Genomic DNA, 19,488 nt, shown 5'->3' on the forward strand with positions numbered 1-19,488 from the left:
AAACCATGTTGTTGCGCATTGCCACTTTCACCCTTGTCAGTCTGTTCCTGTCTGCCTGCGCCCGCAGTCCGGTCGTCCAACTCTATGATGGCCCTGCCCGCTCCGACAGCAGCATTGTCACGGTTCGTGTTCCCAGCGAACTGGAAGTCTTTACGATCAACGGTGAAGAGGTAGAAGGCGTCAACACCTTCTTTTCTACTGAGTACAAAGACCTGAAGGTAGCTCCAGGTCGCTACGAGATTCTTGCCTACTACAAGGAGCTCTGGCAGCTGGACGCAGACAATCACGAAATCGTCAAAACCAACCCGGCAAACTTTGTGGTCGATGGAAAACCCGGTGAGATATGGGTTCTCGGATTCGACAAACCACAGGATGTAGAAGCGGCCCGCGCCATGGAAGACAACTTTCACGGCTGGGCAGAAAACCCCGCCAGCGGACAGAAAGTAGCGGCCGAAAAAAGCAAGCTGGTGCTGAAGCGAGGCTTCATGGCGCCTATCACGGGTGAAGAAGTCACGACGCCCACCACCAACAGCGTCGCCCCCCTGGCCACTGGTGCAGCAGCCGCAGCCCCTGCGGCTCAGGCAGCTCAGGCAACCTACCTGGATACCCTGAAGGCCCAATGGAATCAGGCAACCCCGGAAGAACGCCGCGAGTTCCTGCAATGGATATCGCAGTAACACAACGCGAAAGGAGTTTCGGGTTTCGAAGAGCAAAACCACCCCCCTTCACAGGCGCGGTGGTTTTCCCTTTGATTTTCGCAACTCAAAACTCACAGCGCGAAACTGCGCTTCCCTTTATTCCCCCTGAACCGTCGCCACTAGCCTGCGGCCTCCACCCTGGTCACGGTGTTCACACAGATAAATGCCCTGCCATGTTCCCAACGCCAGTCGACCACGGCTGATCGGCACACTGAGAGACGGCCCGATCAGCACGCTCTTGATATGTGCTGGCATGTCGTCCGGCCCTTCCAGGGTGTGAGCATAGTAAGGCGCATTTTCGGGCACCATCACGTTCAGGTGGCGCTCCAGATCATCGCGGACATCCGGGTCCGCATTTTCATTAATGGCCAATGACGCCGAGGTGTGCTGGATGAAAAGATGGAGCACCCCGACCTCCAGATTGACCAACTCTGGCAATCGCTCCAGTACCTCTCGGGTAACCAGATGGCATCCCCGGGGCCGAGCCGACAGGGTCAGCGTTCGTTGAATCCACATACCGTTTTCCCGCCTTTGCGGACGCTCAGCCCGCCCTCTGGCCAAAACAACGTTGATATAGGTTTTTCAGTGCAGGTGCATCGCACTGCTGACAGTAATCTTTCATGTACAGACCGGTTTGGACCCGCACTTTCATGAAATGGGTCTTCAAATACGCTTCCAGCGAAAACGGAAGTGCGTAAGGCGCCACCCCGAGCAAGACGCGATACCCCCAAACGGATAACAAGCGAGCACTGCTTCGCATCGCCCGCCCGGTAGTGACATCTTGAGCCTGTGACGGGTCAGCAAGATGCACAAGCAGGCTTTTCTGGGCCTGAACCAGCTCTGTCAATAAAGGCTTGTCGCGCCTCAGACGGGAGAATTCCCAATCACTCAACTCCAGGGCACACAAGAATGTCATGAGCAAGGCATTCGGCAGGCGTGATGTTGCGACAGCATCCCCCACGTGCTTTGCTGCCAGCCCTCCGCCCTTCAACAACGAAACCGACACCGCCACACGCGCACGATCACCCGATAAAGGGGTGGCAGAGGGGGGCAAATAATAGGCGACATCGATCCCTCCGCGCAGTTCTGGCTCGCTCTCCCCCGGCAAGGGCGGATAATAGCTGATCATGTTGATCATCCCTTTGACGATCTGTTCAGCAGCCCAATACTTCCGCAGTGTGAGGTAGTCAGTTTCACTGGGCTGCAGCATCACCAGGGAAGCCCCACCGATGGCATCGCGAATGTGTGCCAACGGCAAGTCGCGAAGGGCATCGGAGGGGATGGCCAACCACACCTGATCCCAGGTCGATTCTGCCACCTCTTCCCATTCAGACATCAGCGAAAACTCAGCAAACCTTGTCGTCTTGTCACCACCAAGACGACGCTTGCGGATCATTATGACTCCCTCTTCAAGCGCCTTACGATGATGAGGCTTGATGAAAAACGTCACACGATGACCTGCCCGCGCAAAACATTGCCCGTACACTAGACCAACGGCGCCGGCGCCGAGGATAAGAATATTCATGATTGCCCTGTCAACCTGACTGCATGCTGTCTGGACTGACAACACTAGAGCTTATTTCCCGTTAAAAACACGGGCAACGGGGCCAATCCATCATCGCCAACACATCAGAGTAACCCATGAAACTCAAAGGCCAGACCATTGTTCTAACCGGTTCCTCCAGCGGCATTGGCGCCGAGGCAGCCGTTTTGATGGCCCGTCGCGGCGCCAGACTGTGTCTTGTTGCTCGCCGGGAAGAACAGCTGCGCGAAGTCCAGCAGCGCGTAGAGGAAGAAGGCGCCTACTGTGCCATCTACCCCTGTGATCTCAGCAGCAGCGAAGCGATTGAAGCCTGTGCCGACCAGATTCTGCGTGAGCAGCAGGACATTCATGCGCTGGTGAACAATGCCGCTCACTCAATCCGCCGCCCCATTGAACAGTCACTGGATCGCCTGCACGACTTTCAACGCACCGTACAGCTGAACTATATCGGCGCCGTGGCCATGACGCTGAAACTGCTGCCCCGTTTTCTGGAGCAGGGGCACGGGCATGTGGTGAACATTTCCAGCCTCTCCACCCAGATTCCCATCCCGCTGTTCTCGGCCTACCTGGCCAGCAAGAGCGCGCTGGAGTCCTTCACCCGCTCCCTGCAGGCGGAGATGGGCCATCAGGGGATCACCACGACGGTGGTGTATTTCCCCATGGTTCGCACCCCCATGTCATCGCGGACGGCCATCTATAAATACATGCCCATGATGCACGTGCAGAAGGCCGCAGGCTGGATCGTGGAAGCCTGCGAGAAACGACCGTCCCGTATCGCCCGCCCCATGGGCAAGCTCGGCAGCGTACTGCTCGCCGCCGCGCCCGGGCCGATCACCAACCTGCCGCAACCGCTGTTCAGGGGCATGGACAAACTGCTGGCCAGCCGGCTAAAGAAGAAGGGGTAAGCCGCCCCCCTCAATTCACCACGTTGGCAGGCGCGCCCGCCTGCCAGCTACTGATATTGCTGACAACACCATCCAGCAATCGCTGGCGACACTCCCGGGTGCCCCACGCGTTGTGCGGGGTAAGGATCAGGTTGGGGATATCGTCAGCCAGCAGCACATGATCACGGGAAGGGGGTTCGCTGCTCAGCACATCCAGCCCGGCACCGCCCAGATGCCCCGAGCGCAGGGCGTCCGCCAGGGCCGATTCATCAATCAGGCCACCGCGGGCGGTATTGATCAGCAGCGCCCCTGCTTTCATCTGCGCCAGAAACGCCGCATTCACCAGCTTCTCGGTCTGTGCCGTCAGCGGACAGTGCAGGCTCAGCACATCGGCCCGGGGCAGCAGCTCGTTGAGCGGCAGGCGCCCCTCATGGCTCGCTCCGCTGAATGATTGCGCCACGGCAATCTCCATACCGAAGGCCTCCGCCAGCCGAGCCGTTTCCCGGCCCAGATCTCCGAAACCAATGATCCCCAGAGTTTTACCTGCCAGCTCCATGATCGGGTAATCCAGCAGGCAAAACTGCCGTGCGGCACTCCATTCACCCCGTTTCACCGCCGCATCGTACTGCACGCAGTGGGTGGCAAGGGTCAACATCAACATCAGGCTATGCTGCGCCACAGACGCCCGCGCATAGCCGCTCACGTTGCACACGGTAATGCCCTGGGCTTTCGCCGCCGGTAGATCCACATTATTGGTACCCGTGGCACAAATGCAGATAAGCTTGAGGGACGGACAGGCCGCCAGGGTGTCAGCATCGAGCACCACCTTGTTGGTGATGACGACCTCGGCCCCCTGCAAACGCGCAATGCGCTCCGCAGGCGCAGTGAAAGGATGGAAGGTCCAGGACATCAATGCCTCTAGCGCAGAGAAGTCCAGTTGCTCGGGGTTAACGGTTTCCGTATCGAGAAAGACGCCTTGCATGATCAAAGTCCTTCAGCGGAGAAAAAGGAGAAGGCCCATGCTAACGGATCTGCTGCAACAAGTGGGGATCGTCTTGCCACAGCAGGAATGGCAGAAACCGGTGATTGGTGTCAGCGCCTGTCTCACCGGGCAGAACGTCCGCTACGACGGCGACCACAAACGCAACGGCATCGTCATGCACCAGCTCGCACCGCTGTTGCGTTTTCGGGAAACCTGCCCGGAAGTGAGTATCGGGCTGGGCATTCCGCGTGCCCCCATCCAGGTGGTTCAGACCGAACAGGGCCAACGGGTCAAGGCCGTTGACGATCCCTCACGGGATTTTACCGACGCGCTGGAGGACGTTGCCAGCACCCTGGGCGAGCCGCTGTGCGGTTTTATTCTCAAAGCCCGCTCACCCAGTTGCGGCCATCTCACCACACCATTGCATGACGAATACGGCAACGATAATGGTATCGGCTCCGGCGCCTTCGCCCGAAAGCTGCACGAACTGTATCCCCGCATTGCCCTGGCCAACGAAACCGACCTGGAAAAACCCGCCTTCCTGCAACAGTTCGTGCTACAGGTATTCTGCTACCAGCAGTGGCACCACAACGACCATCAGGGCAGCTGGTTACAGGAACGGCTAACACAAAGCGACGCCCTTAATGAGCCACTGAAAACACACTTTCAGCATTACCTTTCCCGGCTGAGTCAGGCGATGCACTAGAAGATCTAGTGAACAGTTAACAGCGAAAACCGCATTAAAGAATCAACGTCAACCCGCCGGTCAGAATCGCAAACAGTACGGATAACCAGATGAGAGTCCACCAGGGGAAGGGTTTGGGGGGCGGTTCGACTTCCAGTTGTTTTTCCAGATAGTTTCGCAGCAACTCGGTGTTTCGGGTGTTGGCCTTATAGATCGCATCGAAGGCATCCCCGACTACTGGCAGCAGGCCCCCGAGAAAATCGATCAGCATGTTTCTCAACATACGCAGCTTCACGGCCTTGCTGGCGCCGGCGCGTTGCGCTTCCAGCAGCACATAACTGGCCAGCGCCAGACCCGCCGCATCACCAATGCCCGGGATCAGGCCAATCAGGGCTTCGGCTCCGAAACGGAACCGGGTAAACGGAATGCCAATACTGCTGTCGGTGAAGCGGCTGAATTTCTCCAGCCGCTCCAGTGCTGCTCGCTGTTGCTCTTCCTTGCTGAGGGCCATCAAATCTCCACGTAAAGCTGGCCGTTTTCTTCTGACACGGGCCAAGTATCCAGGGGTTTTTCGCCACGCACCACATTCAGCATCTGCACCCCCGGCGGAAAGTTTGCCCACTTCACCACCTCTCCCGTACGGATATCAAACTCCGCCCGGTGCAGCGGGCATTGCACACATTTATCCTTGAGAATCTTGCCTTTGCCTAACGAAGCAAAGACATGGGGGCAACGGGCCTGGGTGGCATAAAAGCCATCACTCAAGTGGTATACCACCAGTTTGGTTTCCCCGGCTTTCATTGCCTTGCTCTGGCCTTCGGGGATCTCCTGGCTGGCACAGAGTTCATAACGCATGGCGCTCTCCTTGCTGGCTGGAAAATCAAAAATCTGACGTATGGACGGTTTATATGACCTTTGTCGATACGCCTCGCTTTTCGTTACTCAAGATAGGTATACCCTGCCAGACCATCCCGTACCAGTTCGATGAATCCCTCTTGCTCATCATCGCTGAGATGGGCCTGGCGGCAGTGTTGCTCCAGCGACTCAAGCAAACGGTCCGGGTCATAGTTCACGTAGCGCAGCACCGAACTGACGGTATCGCCCTGTATGGCATGATCGAGAACAATCTCGCCGGCATCGGTGACATCCACATCCACCGAATCGGTATCTCCAAACAGGTTGTGCATGTCGCCAAGGATTTCCTGATACGCCCCTACCATGAAAATGCCGAGGTGACCGTTAATCTCAGCGGGCAACGGCAAGGATGACTCCACCCCTTCGCCGTCCACGAACTGGTCAATACGCCCGTCGGAATCACAGGTAATGTCCTGCAACACGGCACGACGCGTCACCGGCTGATTCAACCCGGACAATGGCAGTACCGGGAACACCTGATTGATGCCCCACACATCAGGCACCGACTGGAACACTGAAAAGTTCACAAACAGCTTGTCCGCCAGTGTTTCGTTAAGGTTATCCAGCAGCTCCCGTTGCTGTTTGCGCAACGGATTCAGGCGGCTGCGCAGGGCCAGCAAGCCGTTCACATACAGCTGCTCCCCCCGGGCGCGGGCATCCAGCCCCAAATCGCCGGCGATGTAGCGCTGGTGGATATCCTGCCAGGCTCCCACCACTTCGGAAAACCGCTCCAGCAAATTCCCGGCCTCGCCCTGCAGGGCAACCTGAAGATCCCACAGCTGTTGCAGCTCCGGGATAGATTCGTCGCCTGGCTGCAAGGTGACCGCGACCGGCTTCTGGGCTTCCTGGTCGGTAATGTTCACCAGCAATACCGCATGGTGCGCCGTCAGTGCGCGCCCGGACTCGGAAATGATGTGCGGCTCAGGAACGCCATGTTGCTGACATTGCTGCTGCAGGGTCTGGACGATATGACGGGCATAATCCGCCACACCATAGTTCATTGAACAGTAGGAACGTGAGTGGGTGCCTTCATAGTCCACACCCAGACCGCCGCCCACATCCACGGTCTCCACCTGCGCGCCCAGCGCACGCATTTCGGTGTAATACCGGGCCGCCTCACGCATACCTGCCTTGATATCCTGGATATTCGCCACCTGGGAACCCAGATGGAAATGCAGCAGTTTCACACAGTCGAGTCGACCCGCCTCACGGCAGTGCGCCAGCGCACTCATCAGCTGCGGGGCACTCAAGCCAAACTTGGACTTCTCGCCCCCGGTGTTCTGCCAGTTGCCCTTGCTGATGCTCATCAACCGCACCCGCAGACCAATCCGCGGGGCCACACCCAGCTCATCGGCAATACGAAGCAGCGCAGGCAGCTCGGACATCTTTTCCACCACGATATTCACGTGGAAGCCCAGCTTTTCGCCCATCAACGCCAGACGCAGGTATTCGGCATCCTTGTAACCATTACAGACGATCGTGTCGCCCGGATTGGACAACGCCAGTACCGCCAGCAGTTCTGGCTTGGAGCCTGCCTCGAGCCCGATACGCTCGCCCTCTTCGCGAGCCCGAATGATTTCGTGCACTACCCGGCGCTGCTGGTTCACCTTGATCGGATAGACCGGGGTGTATTGCCCGTCGTAGCGATGGCCATCGATAGCCTCACGGAAGGCCCCTGCCAACAGTTTGACCCGTTGGCGCAGAATGCCGGAAAAGCGCGCCAGCACCGGCGCCCGCAGCCCCGCCTCACGACAGGCCTGCAACACGGCTTCCAGCGTCGCCTGGCCACCCTGCTCACCATTGGGACGAACACACAGCTCGCCATGCTCATCGATACGGAAGTAACTGTCGCCCCAGCGATCCACGTTGTAGATCTCACTGGCGGGAATGGAGCTTGAATCGGTCATTACCTGTCCTGAAACGGGCGAGGCCGTCACCGGCCACCGCAAAGGGGAAAACTGTCGCCATTATGCCTGCCTGCCACCGCTTGTCGCATCCCTTTTTGGGGCAAGGAATCAGGCTTTGACAGGGGGGCCACAGGTCTTACAATCGCGACTATTGTCCACCTCGGGAGCCCACTGGCTCCCACCCACTGGAAAGGCCCATGAGCAGCACCCAAAACAACTGGTTTTACGAGCACTTTGACACCGCTGGCACCGCTTTCGGCCTGCGCTTGAAGCAGAAGCTGGAAGAAGTGCAGACCGAGTATCAGCACATCGAAATGTGGGAAACCGACAGCTTCGGTTACCTGATGACCATCGATGGCGCCACCATGCTCACCACCCGTGACAACTTCCTTTACCACGAGATGATGTCGCACCCGGTGCTGTTCAGCCACGCCAATCCCAAACGGGTCGTCATCATCGGTGGTGGCGACTGCGGCACCCTGCGCGAAGTGCTGCGTCATCCCGGCGTAGAAAAAGCCACCCAGATCGATATTGACGAGATGGTCACCCGCTACTCGGAGAAGTATTTCCCGGAACTGTGCGAGTCCAACGACGACCCACGGGCGGAACTGCTGTTTGAAGATGGCGTGCAATACATGCGCAACTGCGCAGATGGCAGCGTGGACGTGATCATCGTTGATTCCACCGACCCGGTAGGCCCGGCGGAAGGGTTGTTCAAGGCCGATTTCTTCCGCGATTGTCACCGTGTGCTGGCCGAGGGCGGCATCATTGTGCAGCAATCGGAATCCCCGCTGCTGCACAGCGACACCATCATCAAGGATCTTCACGCCAACATGCGCGAAGCGGGTTTCACCAGCACCCAGACGCTACCCTTCCCGCAGCCGGTTTACCCCAGTGGCTGGTGGAGCTGCACGATGGCGGGCAAGAACACGCAAGTGGGCGAATTCCGCGAAACGGATGCCTCAGACAAAGGCTTCGACACCCGGTACTACTCTGCCGCCATTCACAAGGGCGCGCTGGTGCTGCCGCCGTTCATGCAGGCCGCGATTAACCGCTAACTGCTACAAGCTACAAGCTACAAGCTACAAGCTACAAGCTACAAGCTACAAGCTACAAGCTACAAAAAAGAATGCCCTTGTCTTCGCTGGAAGCAAGGGCATTTTCGTTCAGGCATACCAAGCACCGGGAACCTGGCATGCACAAGGGAAGATCTTTCCCCATTCACTGATGGCGGCTTTTCTGCCTGCTCGTAAACTATCGACAGCCAAATCCGTAAGTAAAGGTTCCGAACTTGTCTACGCTGTACTTCTGCATCCCCACGTTCATGTCATATTTTGACAAGTACTTGTTCATATCTTTTCGCGTAAACACCTTGCCTTCTGGATTACGGGCAGAAAGGTAATAAACCCCGTTTCCGGTATCAAATACCGGCATTTCATGCTTGGGTTTCAATAACATGAAACCTCCTGCACGCCAATCTCCTGCATGGGTTTTATAATTGTAGGCGATGTAAAGATCTTCATCGCTGCACTCGTTTCGAGCGTAGACATAGATCTTATTTTGATTGACATAATCCATCTGAATCCAGGGCTCGACAATTCCTTCAGATTGATAGGCCGCCGACGCGAATTCGCCTTTCGTGATATAGCGAAAGATTTTTGCCCTTTCCGGTGAGATTCGGGACCCAAAATTCATTTTGGCAGATTCACTCTGAATCACAGCCTGCACATGGAACGTGTCATACTCCCCGGAGTAAATCAGTACGGGGCTCCCGCTTTGCCCTTGAAATACATCGCAGTCAATCCACAGATCGTTGTGATTGTAAGGGTTACGATTTACCGCCTGACAACCTTCCTGAAAGTATTGATGCCCATCCTGCTTGTCACCAGGGTAGCCGATGGTAGACACCTCTCCATCCGGGAAATCGGCACGCCCCCAAAAGCCGAACCAACCTGCAACCTGCCCGGCATGCCGCCCGTTATCTGCCGGCTCCAATTCCATGATTGCTATATCCCTGCCCGTATCCTCGTTCGCATCATGGGTATAGCTGGCGGGCAGAAAGACCCGAGCAACCCGGTACTTGTCGTAGTTAACCCTGCCTTCCTGAATACCAGGATAGAAGAACTGGTTCTCGTGAAGCTTGCCTTGACTGTCGAATGCGCAATGCGCCGCTGTCACAATATAGTTCTTCTGGATCAGCGAGCCGGTACAGGTCGTTTTTGCAGTTTCACCCGACTCCAGATGGTTATAGGTAATGAGCTCCCCCACCCGGCGGGTATATTTTTTCAGGTAATAAGGCACCTCACGGGTGCTTCTGCGATCATCTTGGCCAAGGATGCCACGGCTTTTCACTTCATCCGCCAGATCCTCAGGCACATGCTCGATAGTGGGCGCACCAACAGGCTGCGCCGCAGCGACAAGCGGCCAACTAACGAGCATCGCAGCCAGCAATCCCGCTATTTTCATATCCAATCCCCATCACTGATTACAGAACCCTGTTCCTGATTGTGATGGACAATCTCGACAAAACAACTTTTTTCGTGACTGGAAGAAAAATTGATATAAACAAAAAAGGCCACACCCGTCGCCGGATATGGCCTTTTTCACTTTGATCTACTTCGTTTTTTGATTGTCGTTATTCACTGCCTTTGAGGGCGTCTTCGACAAAATCCAATCTATCCTGCCCAAAGAACATTTCATTGCCCACAAACATCGTCGGCGCGCCAAACACACCGCGCTTTACCGCAGCTTCGGTATTGGCTTTGAGCTGCTCTTTGACAGTCTCATCGCTGGCACGGGCCAACCAATCTTCTGCGTCCAGCCCCGCCTCCGTCAGCACGCGCGTCATCTCGTCCACTTCCGACAATTTACACGGCGCTTTCCACATGGCGTTAAACATGACATCCACCATGTGCTGCTCCTGCTCTGTACCCAGAGCAGCAGTGATGACGCGCATGGGAGTAATGGTGTTCACCGGGAAGTGCGTGTTCATGGTCAATGGCACCTGGTAACGGCTCGCGTAGCGAGCCAGATCGCGCATCATGTACATGCCCTTGGCGGGGACGGCGCCGGGAGGCGCATTGCCGGTGGCCTTGAACACGCCTCCCAGCAGGATCGGCTTGAGTTCCAGTTGCGCCCCGGTTCGCTCGGCAATGGCCGGAAGCTGGCTCCAGGCCAGGTACGCCGTAGGGCTACCCACATCAAACAGAAATTCAATTTTTTGAGTCATGATATTGTCCTTTCAGGAATGTCCGCAGGAGCGCCGCTCGCGGCGCGATAACCCAACGTCAGGAATCGCGCCGCGAGCGACGCTCCTACGGCAGGATTTTGGTGTTGCGTGTTACTCAAAACGTCTCCATCCACGGACGCAGATCGATCTCGTGGGTCCAGGCGTCACGCGGCTGTTGATGCAGCATCCAGTAGGTTTCGGCAATGTGTTCCGGATTGAGAATACCGTCCTGCGCTTTTTTCGCGTACATGGCCGGGAAGTTGTCGCGGATAAACGCGGTATCGATGGCACCATCGATCACCGGGTGAATGACATGGATGCCTTCCGGCCCCAACTCCCTTGCCATGCTCTGGGCCAACGCTCGCAACGCAAACTTGGCCCCGGCGAAGGCAGAAAACCCCTTGCCTCCGCGCAAAGAGGCCGTGGCTCCCGTGAGAATAATGGTCCCCCGCTGGCGCGGCACCATCACTCGGGCCGCCTCCCGACCAGTCAGGAAACCGGCAAATGCCGCCATCTCCCAGACTTTGCGATACACCCGAGCCGTCGTTTCCCGGATCGGGAAGAAAACATTGGCACCGATATTGAAAACCACCGCCTCCAGTGGCCCCACTTCCGATTCAATGGTATCGAACAAGGCTACCATCTGCTCTTCATCGCGGGCATCACAGCCAAAAGCGCGTACCCAGCCGCCATCACCCTCGATCTCTGCCACCAACTCAGCCAGGGCCTCCTTGGTGCGGCGAGCGACACAGACCCGATACCCTTCCCGGGCGAAACGTTTGGCGATGGCGCCGCCGGTGGCATCACCGGCACCAATCACCAGCATGGCCGGCGCTGTCTCTTTCTGACTCATGGCTCCTCCCGGGCAGTCCTCAGTTAGTTCCAATTTAGAACCCATGGTGAGTTCTTTTTTGGAACCTGTCAAACAGGTATGATGTGGGGACACCTTTTCGGAGAGCCCACATGCGCTGGCAAGACATCGACCAACAGCCCTGCTCCGTGGCCCGCAGCCTGGCCATCATCGGCGACAACTGGACACTGCTGGTGCTGCGCGACTGTTTTCTTGGCGTGCGCCGTTTTGATGATTTTCAGCAACGGCTGGGGGTGACCCGCCATGTGCTCAGCGACCGTCTGCGCAAACTCACTGAAGGCGGCATCCTCGACAAGGTTGCCTACCAGCAACGTCCGGTTCGCCACGAATACCGTCTTACCTCAATGGGAAGAGATCTCTACCCGGTGATCGTGCATCTGGCACAGTGGGGAGACCAGTATCTGGCGGACGACCACGGCGCCCCCCTTACCCGCATTCATAAACAATGTGAGCACACGCTTCAGGCCCAGCTGCACTGTCGCCATTGCGGCGAAACGGTAGCCGCGCAGGATATCCGTGTGGAGGAAAACGCCCACTGGAAAGGCAAGATTCTGATGAACAATCAAGGCTGACTTCACCAGCCGCTGCTGCATCAAGATTGCTGACTCGCTTTCCTGCGCGGCATAACCAGGAAACTCGCGGTCAGGTTCTTTCATTATTGAGCATCAACTGGCCCTGTTGCTCTTCCAGCAATGCCAGCACCTTCTGCCGTAACCAGCGATGCGCGGGATCGCCTGCCTGGTCACGATGCCAGTACAGATGCATTTCCAGGTCCGCAAGGTCCGCAGGGAACGGCTGCAGTACCATCCTCTCACGGGACAAACGCCCTGCCAGCGTCGCGGGCAGGGTCAGCAGCAAGTCCGTATTCTGCACCGTGGAAATCGCGGCCTGATAGTGCTGGCAACGTAACCGGATATGGCGGCGGTAGCCCTGCCGGGCAAGACCGAAATCTTCCAGCCCCGGCCCTTCCCGCCGGGACGAGACCAGCACATGCTGAGCGGCCAGGTAGGCCGGCAGGTCCATGCCTGCCGCCAGAGGATGCCCCTCCCGCATCATCACCACCATGGGGCCGGACAGGACCGGCACATGCTCAATGGTCTCCGGCAAGGCCAGCATCACATCACAGGCCAGATCCAGTCGTCCGCTGGCCAGCTCCGTGGGCATCTGCCGCCGCCGGATAGTCAACGACTGCAAGCGAATCCCCGGAGCCTCTTCCATCAACTGCGCCATCAGCGGCGGTAGCAGGCAGCCCTCCAGGCCATCCCGCAGGCCAAGCACAAAAGTCCGCTCGGCGTCGGAGGCATCGAACCCGCCTTCATCACTGAGGCAACGCTGAAACCCGCCCAGCGCGTGCCGTACCGGGCTCACCATCGCCCGGGCCCGGGCGGTGGGCACCATGCGGCTCCCCTGGCGCACAAACAACGGGTCTCCCAGGCGCTCGCGCAGCCGTCCCAGCGCGTGGCTGACCGCAGGCTGGGTCAGGTTGAGCACCTTGGCCGCACGGGTCAGGGAGCCCTCGGTATAGATGGCGTCGAACACCACAAACAGATTCAGATCAAAGCGCGAAACATGCATAGGATTTATCAGGTTTCATTTTGAGGATTCATTGGATTTATTGAAGCCCGCTCTCTAGCATCGGTCAATGAATAGCTGCACGACGCCACCATGCTGTCGTCTTACGCACGCACGATGACCGAAACCACCACAGCAGGACACCCCATGAGCCAGACTTCCCAACGCATTTTCATCACCGGTGGCGCCTCCGGACTGGGTCGCGCCATGGCCGAAGCCTGGTTGCGCGAGGGTGCCCGGGTACTGATCGGTGACGTGAACGAAGAGCGCGCTGCCGAAACCCTGGCCGCATTGAAAGACCTGCCCGGTGAACTGGCCTTCCAGTATGTGGACGTGCGTGACACCGCCAGCCTCAATAACGCCCGCGAGTGGCTCGAGCAGCAATGGGGAGGCCTGGATGTGCTGGTAAACAATGCCGGGGTGGCAGGCGCGGCCCGTATCGACCGTGGCGACATGGCGGACTGGGACTGGATCTTTGATATCAACGTGAAGGGCGTAGTCCGGGGTTGCAAGGTGTTCGTGCCGATGATGAAACGCCAGGGCCATGGCCATATCGTCAATATTGCGTCGCTGGCGGGACTCCTCAACGCACCGGTGATGGGCAGTTATAACGTGACCAAGGCTGGCGTTATTTCCCTGTCGGAAACCCTGCGCTTCGAACTGGCCCCTTTTGGTATCCACACCACGGTGGTGTGCCCCGGCTTCTTCCGCACCAACCTGCACGAATCCATGCGCAGCCCCGAGCCAGGCATGATCGAAACCGTGGACAAACTGCTGGCCAGCAATGAGCTGACCGCCGACCAGATCGCCAATATGATCAAGCAGGCCGTGGCAAACCAACAGTTCTTCCTGCTGCCACACAAAAGCGGGCGGCGCGCCTACTTCTTTAAGCGTTTTGTCCCTGCCATCTTCAACCGCATGATGCTCAAAGGTGCCGAAGGGTTGCGCCGCAAACTGGAAAAGGCGGAGAACGCCTGATGCCAGTGATCTACCTGATTCGTCATGGTCAGGCCAGCTTCGGCAAGGAAGACTACGATCAGCTCTCCGAACCGGGTTGGGAGCAAAGCCGTATTCTCGGCCGCGCCCTGCAAAACCAGGATCTCGGCGTTGCCCGCCCGATCTGCGGCACCATGCGCCGCCACCGGGAAACCGCAGAGGCCGCCCTCGGCGAACTCGGGCTCCCCGCCGAGTGGCACACCGACACCGGCTTCAATGAGTACAACCATACCGAGCTATTGGCGCTGGACTGGCCCATGGCCAACGACCGCGCCGCCCTGACCGAGTGGCTGGGCAAACAGGCTAATCCGCGGAAGGTTTTCCAGGCCCATTTTGAACAAGCCCTGCGACGCTGGCAGCGTAACGACGACAGCGACCGTAGCGCCTACAGTGAAACCTGGCCCGCCTTTCGCGAGCGTGTACTGGCCAGCACCTATAGCCTGGGCAACAGCCTCAGCAGTGGCGAAAGCGCGCTGGTCTTCACCAGCGGCGGCGCCATCAGCGTCATCATCCAGCACCTGCTGGACATGGACGACGAGGCCCTGATCACCTGGAACCGCACCTTGATCAACACCAGTGTGACGCGCATTCTTGTGAATGCGGGCAAGCTACGGCTAGTCTCGGTGAACGAGCACCTGCATCTACCGAGCGATCAGGTCACGTACCGATAGAACATCTTTCCGTAGGAGCGTCGCTTGCGGCGCTCCTGCAGCAAACCATTAAACGCGGGGATAACCATGCCGACACGCAAGACGATTCTGATCACTGGCGCCAGTTCCGGCCTTGGCGAAGGCATGGCGCGAATTTTTGCGGCCATGGGGCGCAACCTGGCCCTGTGTGCACGACGCATGGATCGGCTGGAAACCCTGAAAGCGGAACTGGAAAACAAACACCCGAATATTCGCGTGCTGATCAAACCGCTGGACGTGAATGATTACGATCAGGTGTTTGCCGTGTTTGACGCCTTCCGCACGGAACTGAGCGGCATCGACCGGGTGATCATCAATGCCGGCATGGGCAAGGGCCAGCCGCTGGGCACCGGTTACTTTTATGCCAACCGCCAGACCGCCGAAACCAACTTTGTGGCGGCCCTGGCCCAGGCCGAAGCCGCCATGGAAATTTTCCGGGCCCAGAACAGCGGCCACCTGGTGATGATTTCTTCCATGAGCGCCATGCGTGGCATGAAGAAAAATCTCACTACCTACGCAGCCACCAAAGCCGGCGTGGCCATGCTGGCGGAAGGCCTGCAGGCAGAGCTGATCGATTCGCCCATTGAAGTGACCACCATTTTCCCCGGGTTCATCAAGTCAGAGATCAACGAAAAACTCAAAAACACGCCTTTCATGGTCGACACGGAAACCGGCTGCAAGGCCATGGTCAAAGCCATCGAAAAAGAACCCCTCAACGCCGCCGTCCCCGCCTGGCCCTGGGGCCCCATGGGCATCGCCATGCGCCACTTCCCGCTGAAGGTCGTGACGAAGATGATGTAGTAGAGGGGCAGTGAACAGTTAACAGTGAATAGTGAACAGTTCGCGCCGAACGATTTGAGGATTTTAAACGTATGAGGCCGCGTCCAACATTTGGGCGCGGCCTCATACATTTGTTCTGCACGGCGCTACTGCGCGCGCTGTTCACTATTCACTGTTAACTGTTCACTACCTCACCCCTGCCACTTCAAGATCGGCGCCCACTCACGCCAGTCGTCTTCTGCTTCGCGGTGCAGCTCGAAGCGGGTGCCGGGCCCGGCCAGGTTGCCGGCTTCGGGTGGGGTGGCGAAGCTGATGCCTCCACGTAGCAGGTTTTCCAGAGAGCTCGCCTGCACTTCCGCTCCCTTGAACAGGCCCACATCCACCGTCAGGCCAGAGCTGTTCCAGAACTTGCTGTTGGTGCGCACCAGCTTGCTGTATTCCGGTTTGATGATGGCCTGGATTTCAACAAAGCGACCATCCTGGCTCAATTCACTTTCGCCGATGGTACCCACTTCCAGATCCCGGTAGTAAATGTGGCGGCCCTTTTTCAGGGAGCCTAGCTGGTTGGCAACCAGGGTGATCTTGAGTCCCAGATCGGGCTGTTGGTCAGGCGGGGTTTCCAATCCCTTGAAAGTCTTTTCCGGTTCGCCTTCGCCCGGTTCTACGGCAATGTATTTCCCCGACACCAGGGTATCCAGGTTACGGGCACCGGCAATGCCCAGCTCCGGTTCCACGATCCAGAACTTGCTTTTTTCCCGTGCCAGTTTTTCCGCATCACGATTCAGGCTGGCATGCACGTTCACCGTTTTCAGGTCATCACTGAGTACGATTTCATCCACGCTGCCCACTGGCACACCCCGATAACGCAGCTCGACCCCCGACTTGATGCCCGCGCCGTTTTCAAAGCTGATCTCAATCTGCACATCGCGCTGCAACAACTGGTCGTACAACAACCAGGCCGCCACGATCAGGCTCAACAGGGGCACCAGCCAGATAGGCGATGGCCAGTGCGAGCGTTTCACTTCAGCTGTTTCCATGATCCTTGTTCCATAGTTGATTGGGCGAAAAGGCATGAGCCGACAACATGGTCAGCACCACCGCAATACCAAACGCGAGAATGCCGGGCTCCGGTTGCACATTGGCCAGATTGCCAAATTGCACCAGCGCCACCAGCAACGCGACCACAAACACATCCAGCATGGACCAGCGCCCGACCCAGTACACCAGCCGGTAAGCCCGGGTACTGGTCAGGGGCTGCGATTCCGTCGGCGCGCGCCAGTAAACCACCGCCAGCACCAGCACCTTGAACAACGGCACCAGCAAGCTGGCCACCATGACAATAATGGCGATGCCCGGCATGCCCGCGTCAAAGAGCTGCCAGATACCCTCTGCAATGGTACTGGTCTTGCTGCGCCCCCCCTGGGTGACGGTCATGATCGGCAACAGATTGGCGGGCACCAGCCACACAGTAGCGGCAACCAGTAACGACCACGCTTTGGCGTGCGGCTTATCAGGCATCGCTCACCTCACCGGCGCGCTGGTCAATCAGGCGTTGCAACTGCTCCGGCTGCGCCAGGGTTTCCACGATCAGCCGTAACAGCACTGCCAGCCCCAGACAGACAATGCCGGCGCCCGGGGTCACCGTGGCCAGGTCGCCCAGTTTGGTCATGGAGATCAGAATCCCCAGCAAAAAGATATCCGTCATGGCCCATTCCCGACTCTGCCGATACACCCACATCCAGCGTGGCGACGGCACCGGCTGGTGCTGGCGAGCCGCCCATAGCAGCCGACTCACAGCAACCAGATTCGCCAGCGGCATGATCAACAAGGTAAACAGCAACAGCAGTCCGGCGGGCAAGTACAGGCCATGCATCAGGGCAAAGATGCAACCGAGCAGGCTGGCGTGGTTATCAAGGCCAAGGTTTTCAAGGCGCAATAGCGGCAACGTCAGGGCCGGGACCCACAGGAAGGCAGTGGCCAGAGACAGGGCCAGAAGGGAATCCGGTTTCAGGCGCCAGGCACCACTTAGCTGACAGTCGCAACGGGGACAACGCCACGTGCCGCGCCCCTTGCCGGAGGGCAAGGCAAGATCGGTATGGCAATCCGGGCATTGCAAGGTGCCCGGTTCGGGGGACACATCCCTGTCCGCTGGCAAAGGCCGCTCCTTTCCCTGAGAGAAGTACTAGGATGACATTGCCTGATTACCCCGTCTGTGAAAAGACACCGGGGTTTTACCGAGTTTTATAAAGCGGGGCGGGGAGCCTCTGACGTCTGACGCCAAGCTCAAAACAAAGCGGCCCCCGAAGGAAGGATGACCTTAATCCAGCGGCCCCGGGTTTTTCTTTTTCTTCACCGTGGCATAGCCGCCCTGGGTATCCGGTGCGGCAGGTTTGCTGCTGCGTTTGGCGGGTCGCTTGGCGGCGGCCTTTTTCTTCAGCGGTTTCTTTCCGGTTTTTTTCGCGTCGGTTTTCTTTTTGATCTTTTTCTTCTTGCTGCCAGCGGCCTTGCCGTTGGACTTGAGTTTTTTCGGCCCCATGAACTTGCCCTTCAGGGCATCCACAATGCGGAATTCAAACTGCTGGCGCAGGTAACGCTGAATGCTTGCCATCAGGTTCCACTCATGGGCCGCAATGAGGGAAATGGCCGTGCCTTCACCGCCAACCCGGCCAGTGCGGCCAATGCGGTGTACGTATTCGTCACCACTGCGTGGCATGTCAAAGTTAATGACCAGATCCAGCCCTTCCACATGAATACCGCGCGCCGCCACATCGGTGGCCACCAGGATACGCACGCCGCCATCCTTGAGCCGGTCCATGGCCAGCTTGCGCTCTTTCTGGTCCTTCTCACCGTGCAGCACAAACACCTTGTGACTGGTGGCGCGCAGCACGCCGCCCAGGCGGTCGGCCTGCTCACGGGTATTGGTGAAAATCACCGCCTTGTCATAGGTCTCATGGGCCAGCAGCCACTGCACCAGGCGTTCTTTGTGCGCCACATCATCGGCGGTGATGATCTGTTGCTGAATGGATTCATTCAGGTCGCGGACCGTGTCCAGCAACAGGAACTTCGGCTCCTTGAGCACACTTTCCACGACCCGGTCCATGGCATTGCCACCACGGGTGGCCGAAAACAGCAGCGTCTGCCGTTCACTGCGGCATTCCGCCGCCAAACGCAGCACATCTTCACTGAAGCCCATGTCCAGCATGCGGTCGGACTCGTCCAGTACCAGCACTTCCAGATCACCCAGCAACAGGTTGCCGGCTTCCAGATGCTCAATCAGACGCCCGGGGGTGCCGATCAGGATTTCCGGGTTCTTGCGCATGCTGGCGGCCTGAACCTTGAAGTCTTCCCCACCGGTCACCAGCGCCGCCTTGATAAAGGTGTAACGGGCCAACGCCTCCACTTGTTTGAGGGTCTGCTGAGCCAATTCGCGGGTGGGCAGCAGGATCAGCGCCCGGGTATCGGTACGGGGGCGGGAATGCTGCAGCAGGCCGTGTAGCAGGGGCAGCAGGAAGGCGGCAGTCTTGCCGCTGCCGGTACGGGCAATCACCCGCAGATCATGGCCCGCCAACGCGTCGGGAATGGCCGCCGCCTGCACCGGGGTAGGCTCGGTAATATCCTGTTCGTCAAGCGCGCGCACCAGGCGCTCGTGCAGGTTCAGATCAGCAAAGGTGGACATGGGAATCAGCTCCGGAGTTGAAGGGGCATTGTAGCAGCTGCCAGAGTTGAAAGTTCAAAGT

The 19,488-nt window shown here is 58.1% G+C and carries 22 protein-coding genes; 8 read left to right on the plus strand and 14 right to left on the minus strand.

Annotation, left to right across the window (positions count from 1 at the left end):
- Positions 1–5 precede the first annotated feature (5 nt).
- Positions 6–677, plus strand: coding sequence for a DUF2057 domain-containing protein (locus D4A39_RS06570; RefSeq protein ID WP_022984821.1), 672 nt, complete (start codon positions 6–8; stop codon positions 675–677).
- Between the two features lie 117 nt (positions 678–794).
- Here D4A39_RS06570 and D4A39_RS06575 read toward each other — a convergent pair whose 3' ends face one another.
- Together D4A39_RS06575 and D4A39_RS06580 are read right to left on the minus strand one after the other, a co-directional pair.
- Positions 795–1,214 (minus strand): secondary thiamine-phosphate synthase enzyme YjbQ, encoded by a 420-nt coding sequence (locus D4A39_RS06575; RefSeq protein WP_022984822.1) that lies wholly within the window; start codon positions 1,212–1,214, stop codon positions 795–797.
- Between the two features lie 25 nt (positions 1,215–1,239).
- Positions 1,240–2,223, minus strand: a complete 984-nt coding sequence (locus tag D4A39_RS06580) for a ketopantoate reductase family protein (RefSeq protein ID WP_081703619.1) — start codon at positions 2,221–2,223, stop codon at positions 1,240–1,242.
- 116 nt (positions 2,224–2,339) lie between these two features.
- Here D4A39_RS06580 and D4A39_RS06585 point away from each other — a divergent pair, with 116 nt between their 5' ends.
- Positions 2,340–3,146: an SDR family NAD(P)-dependent oxidoreductase gene (locus D4A39_RS06585; RefSeq protein WP_022984824.1), complete on the plus strand. Its 807-nt coding sequence runs from the start codon at positions 2,340–2,342 to the stop codon at positions 3,144–3,146.
- 10 nt (positions 3,147–3,156) lie between these two features.
- On the opposite strand, the gene D4A39_RS06590 is transcribed toward D4A39_RS06585, so the two are convergent.
- Positions 3,157–4,107, minus strand: a complete 951-nt coding sequence (locus D4A39_RS06590; RefSeq protein WP_022984825.1) for a 2-hydroxyacid dehydrogenase — start codon at positions 4,105–4,107, stop codon at positions 3,157–3,159.
- Positions 4,108–4,144: 37 nt separating this feature from the next.
- Between D4A39_RS06590 and D4A39_RS06595 the strand changes: the two genes are divergently transcribed.
- On the plus strand, positions 4,145–4,813 hold the full coding sequence (locus tag D4A39_RS06595) for a 2-thiouracil desulfurase family protein (protein ID WP_022984826.1): 669 nt from the start codon (positions 4,145–4,147) through the stop codon (positions 4,811–4,813).
- Between the two features lie 34 nt (positions 4,814–4,847).
- Here D4A39_RS06595 and D4A39_RS06600 read toward each other — a convergent pair whose 3' ends face one another.
- The 3 genes from D4A39_RS06600 to speA form a co-directional block, all read right to left on the minus strand.
- Complete coding sequence (locus D4A39_RS06600; RefSeq protein ID WP_022984827.1) at positions 4,848–5,303, minus strand: DUF4112 domain-containing protein; 456 nt, start codon at positions 5,301–5,303, stop codon at positions 4,848–4,850.
- Positions 5,303–5,647: a Rieske (2Fe-2S) protein gene (locus tag D4A39_RS06605; RefSeq protein WP_022984828.1), complete on the minus strand. Its 345-nt coding sequence runs from the start codon at positions 5,645–5,647 to the stop codon at positions 5,303–5,305. The genes D4A39_RS06600 and D4A39_RS06605 overlap by 1 nt, the downstream gene beginning before the upstream one ends.
- Positions 5,648–5,730: 83 nt before the next feature.
- A complete protein-coding gene (speA, locus tag D4A39_RS06610; RefSeq protein ID WP_022984829.1) occupies positions 5,731–7,614 on the minus strand; it encodes a biosynthetic arginine decarboxylase in 1,884 nt (627 codons plus the stop codon).
- Positions 7,615–7,811: 197 nt separating this feature from the next.
- Here speA and speE point away from each other — a divergent pair, with 197 nt between their 5' ends.
- Positions 7,812–8,672 carry a polyamine aminopropyltransferase gene (gene speE, locus D4A39_RS06615; protein WP_022984830.1) on the plus strand — a complete coding sequence of 287 codons (861 nt, stop codon included), beginning with the start codon at positions 7,812–7,814 and terminating at the stop codon, positions 8,670–8,672.
- A gap of 196 nt (positions 8,673–8,868) precedes the next feature.
- Here speE and D4A39_RS06620 read toward each other — a convergent pair whose 3' ends face one another.
- From D4A39_RS06620 to D4A39_RS06630, 3 genes are all read right to left on the minus strand, one after another.
- Positions 8,869–10,080: a trypsin-like serine peptidase gene (locus D4A39_RS06620; RefSeq protein WP_022984831.1), complete on the minus strand. Its 1,212-nt coding sequence runs from the start codon at positions 10,078–10,080 to the stop codon at positions 8,869–8,871.
- A 169-nt stretch (positions 10,081–10,249) separates the two neighbouring features.
- Positions 10,250–10,843, minus strand: coding sequence for a 2-hydroxychromene-2-carboxylate isomerase (locus D4A39_RS06625; RefSeq protein WP_022984832.1), 594 nt, complete (start codon positions 10,841–10,843; stop codon positions 10,250–10,252).
- 115 nt (positions 10,844–10,958) lie between these two features.
- The gene (locus tag D4A39_RS06630) at positions 10,959–11,696 is read right to left on the minus strand and encodes an SDR family oxidoreductase (protein ID WP_022984833.1); all 738 of its coding nucleotides are present in this window, start codon (positions 11,694–11,696) and stop codon (positions 10,959–10,961) included.
- A gap of 110 nt (positions 11,697–11,806) precedes the next feature.
- On the opposite strand from D4A39_RS06630, the gene D4A39_RS06635 reads away from it, so the two are divergent.
- On the plus strand, positions 11,807–12,286 hold the full coding sequence (locus D4A39_RS06635) for a winged helix-turn-helix transcriptional regulator (protein WP_022984834.1): 480 nt from the start codon (positions 11,807–11,809) through the stop codon (positions 12,284–12,286).
- A gap of 70 nt (positions 12,287–12,356) precedes the next feature.
- Here the strand turns inward: D4A39_RS06635 and D4A39_RS06640 are convergent, their stop codons facing one another.
- On the minus strand, positions 12,357–13,289 hold the full coding sequence (locus D4A39_RS06640) for a LysR family transcriptional regulator (RefSeq protein ID WP_022984835.1): 933 nt from the start codon (positions 13,287–13,289) through the stop codon (positions 12,357–12,359).
- 144 nt (positions 13,290–13,433) lie between these two features.
- Here D4A39_RS06640 and D4A39_RS06645 point away from each other — a divergent pair, with 144 nt between their 5' ends.
- The 3 genes from D4A39_RS06645 (at position 13,434) to D4A39_RS06655 (ending at position 15,772) form a co-directional block, all read left to right on the plus strand.
- Positions 13,434–14,264: an SDR family oxidoreductase gene (locus D4A39_RS06645; RefSeq protein ID WP_022984836.1), complete on the plus strand. Its 831-nt coding sequence runs from the start codon at positions 13,434–13,436 to the stop codon at positions 14,262–14,264.
- The gene (locus D4A39_RS06650) at positions 14,264–14,953 is read left to right on the plus strand and encodes a histidine phosphatase family protein (protein WP_022984837.1); all 690 of its coding nucleotides are present in this window, start codon (positions 14,264–14,266) and stop codon (positions 14,951–14,953) included. Before D4A39_RS06645 ends, D4A39_RS06650 begins: the two co-directional genes overlap by 1 nt.
- Positions 14,954–15,019: 66 nt before the next feature.
- Positions 15,020–15,772, plus strand: coding sequence for an SDR family oxidoreductase (locus D4A39_RS06655; protein ID WP_022984838.1), 753 nt, complete (start codon positions 15,020–15,022; stop codon positions 15,770–15,772).
- A 170-nt stretch (positions 15,773–15,942) separates the two neighbouring features.
- On the opposite strand, the gene D4A39_RS06660 is transcribed toward D4A39_RS06655, so the two are convergent.
- From D4A39_RS06660 to D4A39_RS06675, 4 genes are all read right to left on the minus strand, one after another.
- Positions 15,943–16,788 (minus strand): PqiB family protein, encoded by an 846-nt coding sequence (locus D4A39_RS06660; protein ID WP_022984839.1) that lies wholly within the window; start codon positions 16,786–16,788, stop codon positions 15,943–15,945.
- Positions 16,775–17,269 carry a paraquat-inducible protein A gene (locus D4A39_RS06665; RefSeq protein WP_022984840.1) on the minus strand — a complete coding sequence of 165 codons (495 nt, stop codon included), beginning with the start codon at positions 17,267–17,269 and terminating at the stop codon, positions 16,775–16,777. The genes D4A39_RS06660 and D4A39_RS06665 overlap by 14 nt, the downstream gene beginning before the upstream one ends.
- On the minus strand, positions 17,262–17,906 hold the full coding sequence (locus D4A39_RS06670) for a paraquat-inducible protein A (RefSeq protein ID WP_022984841.1): 645 nt from the start codon (positions 17,904–17,906) through the stop codon (positions 17,262–17,264). Before D4A39_RS06670 ends, D4A39_RS06665 begins: the two co-directional genes overlap by 8 nt.
- A gap of 162 nt (positions 17,907–18,068) precedes the next feature.
- The gene (locus D4A39_RS06675) at positions 18,069–19,427 is read right to left on the minus strand and encodes a DEAD/DEAH box helicase (protein ID WP_022984842.1); all 1,359 of its coding nucleotides are present in this window, start codon (positions 19,425–19,427) and stop codon (positions 18,069–18,071) included.
- Positions 19,428–19,488 lie beyond the last annotated feature (61 nt).

Origin of the sequence: Alcanivorax profundi (assembly GCF_003597125.1) — a bacterium.
Lineage (GTDB): Bacteria > Pseudomonadota > Gammaproteobacteria > Pseudomonadales > Alcanivoracaceae > Alcanivorax > Alcanivorax profundi.

What these genes read in the sequence shown, in the direction of transcription:
- D4A39_RS06570 (WP_022984821.1), top strand. Translation starts at nt 6, where the DNA reads ATGTTGTTGCGCATTGCCACTTTCACCCTTGTCAGTCTGTTCCTGTCT.
- D4A39_RS06575 (WP_022984822.1), bottom strand. Translation starts at nt 1,214, where the DNA reads ATGTGGATTCAACGAACGCTGACCCTGTCGGCTCGGCCCCGGGGATGC.
- D4A39_RS06580 (WP_081703619.1), bottom strand. Translation starts at nt 2,223, where the DNA reads ATGAATATTCTTATCCTCGGCGCCGGCGCCGTTGGTCTAGTGTACGGG.
- D4A39_RS06585 (WP_022984824.1), top strand. Translation starts at nt 2,340, where the DNA reads ATGAAACTCAAAGGCCAGACCATTGTTCTAACCGGTTCCTCCAGCGGC.
- D4A39_RS06590 (WP_022984825.1), bottom strand. Translation starts at nt 4,107, where the DNA reads ATGCAAGGCGTCTTTCTCGATACGGAAACCGTTAACCCCGAGCAACTG.
- D4A39_RS06595 (WP_022984826.1), top strand. Translation starts at nt 4,145, where the DNA reads ATGCTAACGGATCTGCTGCAACAAGTGGGGATCGTCTTGCCACAGCAG.
- D4A39_RS06600 (WP_022984827.1), bottom strand. Translation starts at nt 5,303, where the DNA reads ATGGCCCTCAGCAAGGAAGAGCAACAGCGAGCAGCACTGGAGCGGCTG.
- D4A39_RS06605 (WP_022984828.1), bottom strand. Translation starts at nt 5,647, where the DNA reads ATGCGTTATGAACTCTGTGCCAGCCAGGAGATCCCCGAAGGCCAGAGC.
- speA (WP_022984829.1), bottom strand. Translation starts at nt 7,614, where the DNA reads ATGACCGATTCAAGCTCCATTCCCGCCAGTGAGATCTACAACGTGGAT.
- speE (WP_022984830.1), top strand. Translation starts at nt 7,812, where the DNA reads ATGAGCAGCACCCAAAACAACTGGTTTTACGAGCACTTTGACACCGCT.
- D4A39_RS06620 (WP_022984831.1), bottom strand. Translation starts at nt 10,080, where the DNA reads ATGAAAATAGCGGGATTGCTGGCTGCGATGCTCGTTAGTTGGCCGCTT.
- D4A39_RS06625 (WP_022984832.1), bottom strand. Translation starts at nt 10,843, where the DNA reads ATGACTCAAAAAATTGAATTTCTGTTTGATGTGGGTAGCCCTACGGCG.
- D4A39_RS06630 (WP_022984833.1), bottom strand. Translation starts at nt 11,696, where the DNA reads ATGAGTCAGAAAGAGACAGCGCCGGCCATGCTGGTGATTGGTGCCGGT.
- D4A39_RS06635 (WP_022984834.1), top strand. Translation starts at nt 11,807, where the DNA reads ATGCGCTGGCAAGACATCGACCAACAGCCCTGCTCCGTGGCCCGCAGC.
- D4A39_RS06640 (WP_022984835.1), bottom strand. Translation starts at nt 13,289, where the DNA reads ATGCATGTTTCGCGCTTTGATCTGAATCTGTTTGTGGTGTTCGACGCC.
- D4A39_RS06645 (WP_022984836.1), top strand. Translation starts at nt 13,434, where the DNA reads ATGAGCCAGACTTCCCAACGCATTTTCATCACCGGTGGCGCCTCCGGA.
- D4A39_RS06650 (WP_022984837.1), top strand. Translation starts at nt 14,264, where the DNA reads ATGCCAGTGATCTACCTGATTCGTCATGGTCAGGCCAGCTTCGGCAAG.
- D4A39_RS06655 (WP_022984838.1), top strand. Translation starts at nt 15,020, where the DNA reads ATGCCGACACGCAAGACGATTCTGATCACTGGCGCCAGTTCCGGCCTT.
- D4A39_RS06660 (WP_022984839.1), bottom strand. Translation starts at nt 16,788, where the DNA reads ATGGAAACAGCTGAAGTGAAACGCTCGCACTGGCCATCGCCTATCTGG.
- D4A39_RS06665 (WP_022984840.1), bottom strand. Translation starts at nt 17,269, where the DNA reads ATGCCTGATAAGCCGCACGCCAAAGCGTGGTCGTTACTGGTTGCCGCT.
- D4A39_RS06675 (WP_022984842.1), bottom strand. Translation starts at nt 19,427, where the DNA reads ATGTCCACCTTTGCTGATCTGAACCTGCACGAGCGCCTGGTGCGCGCG.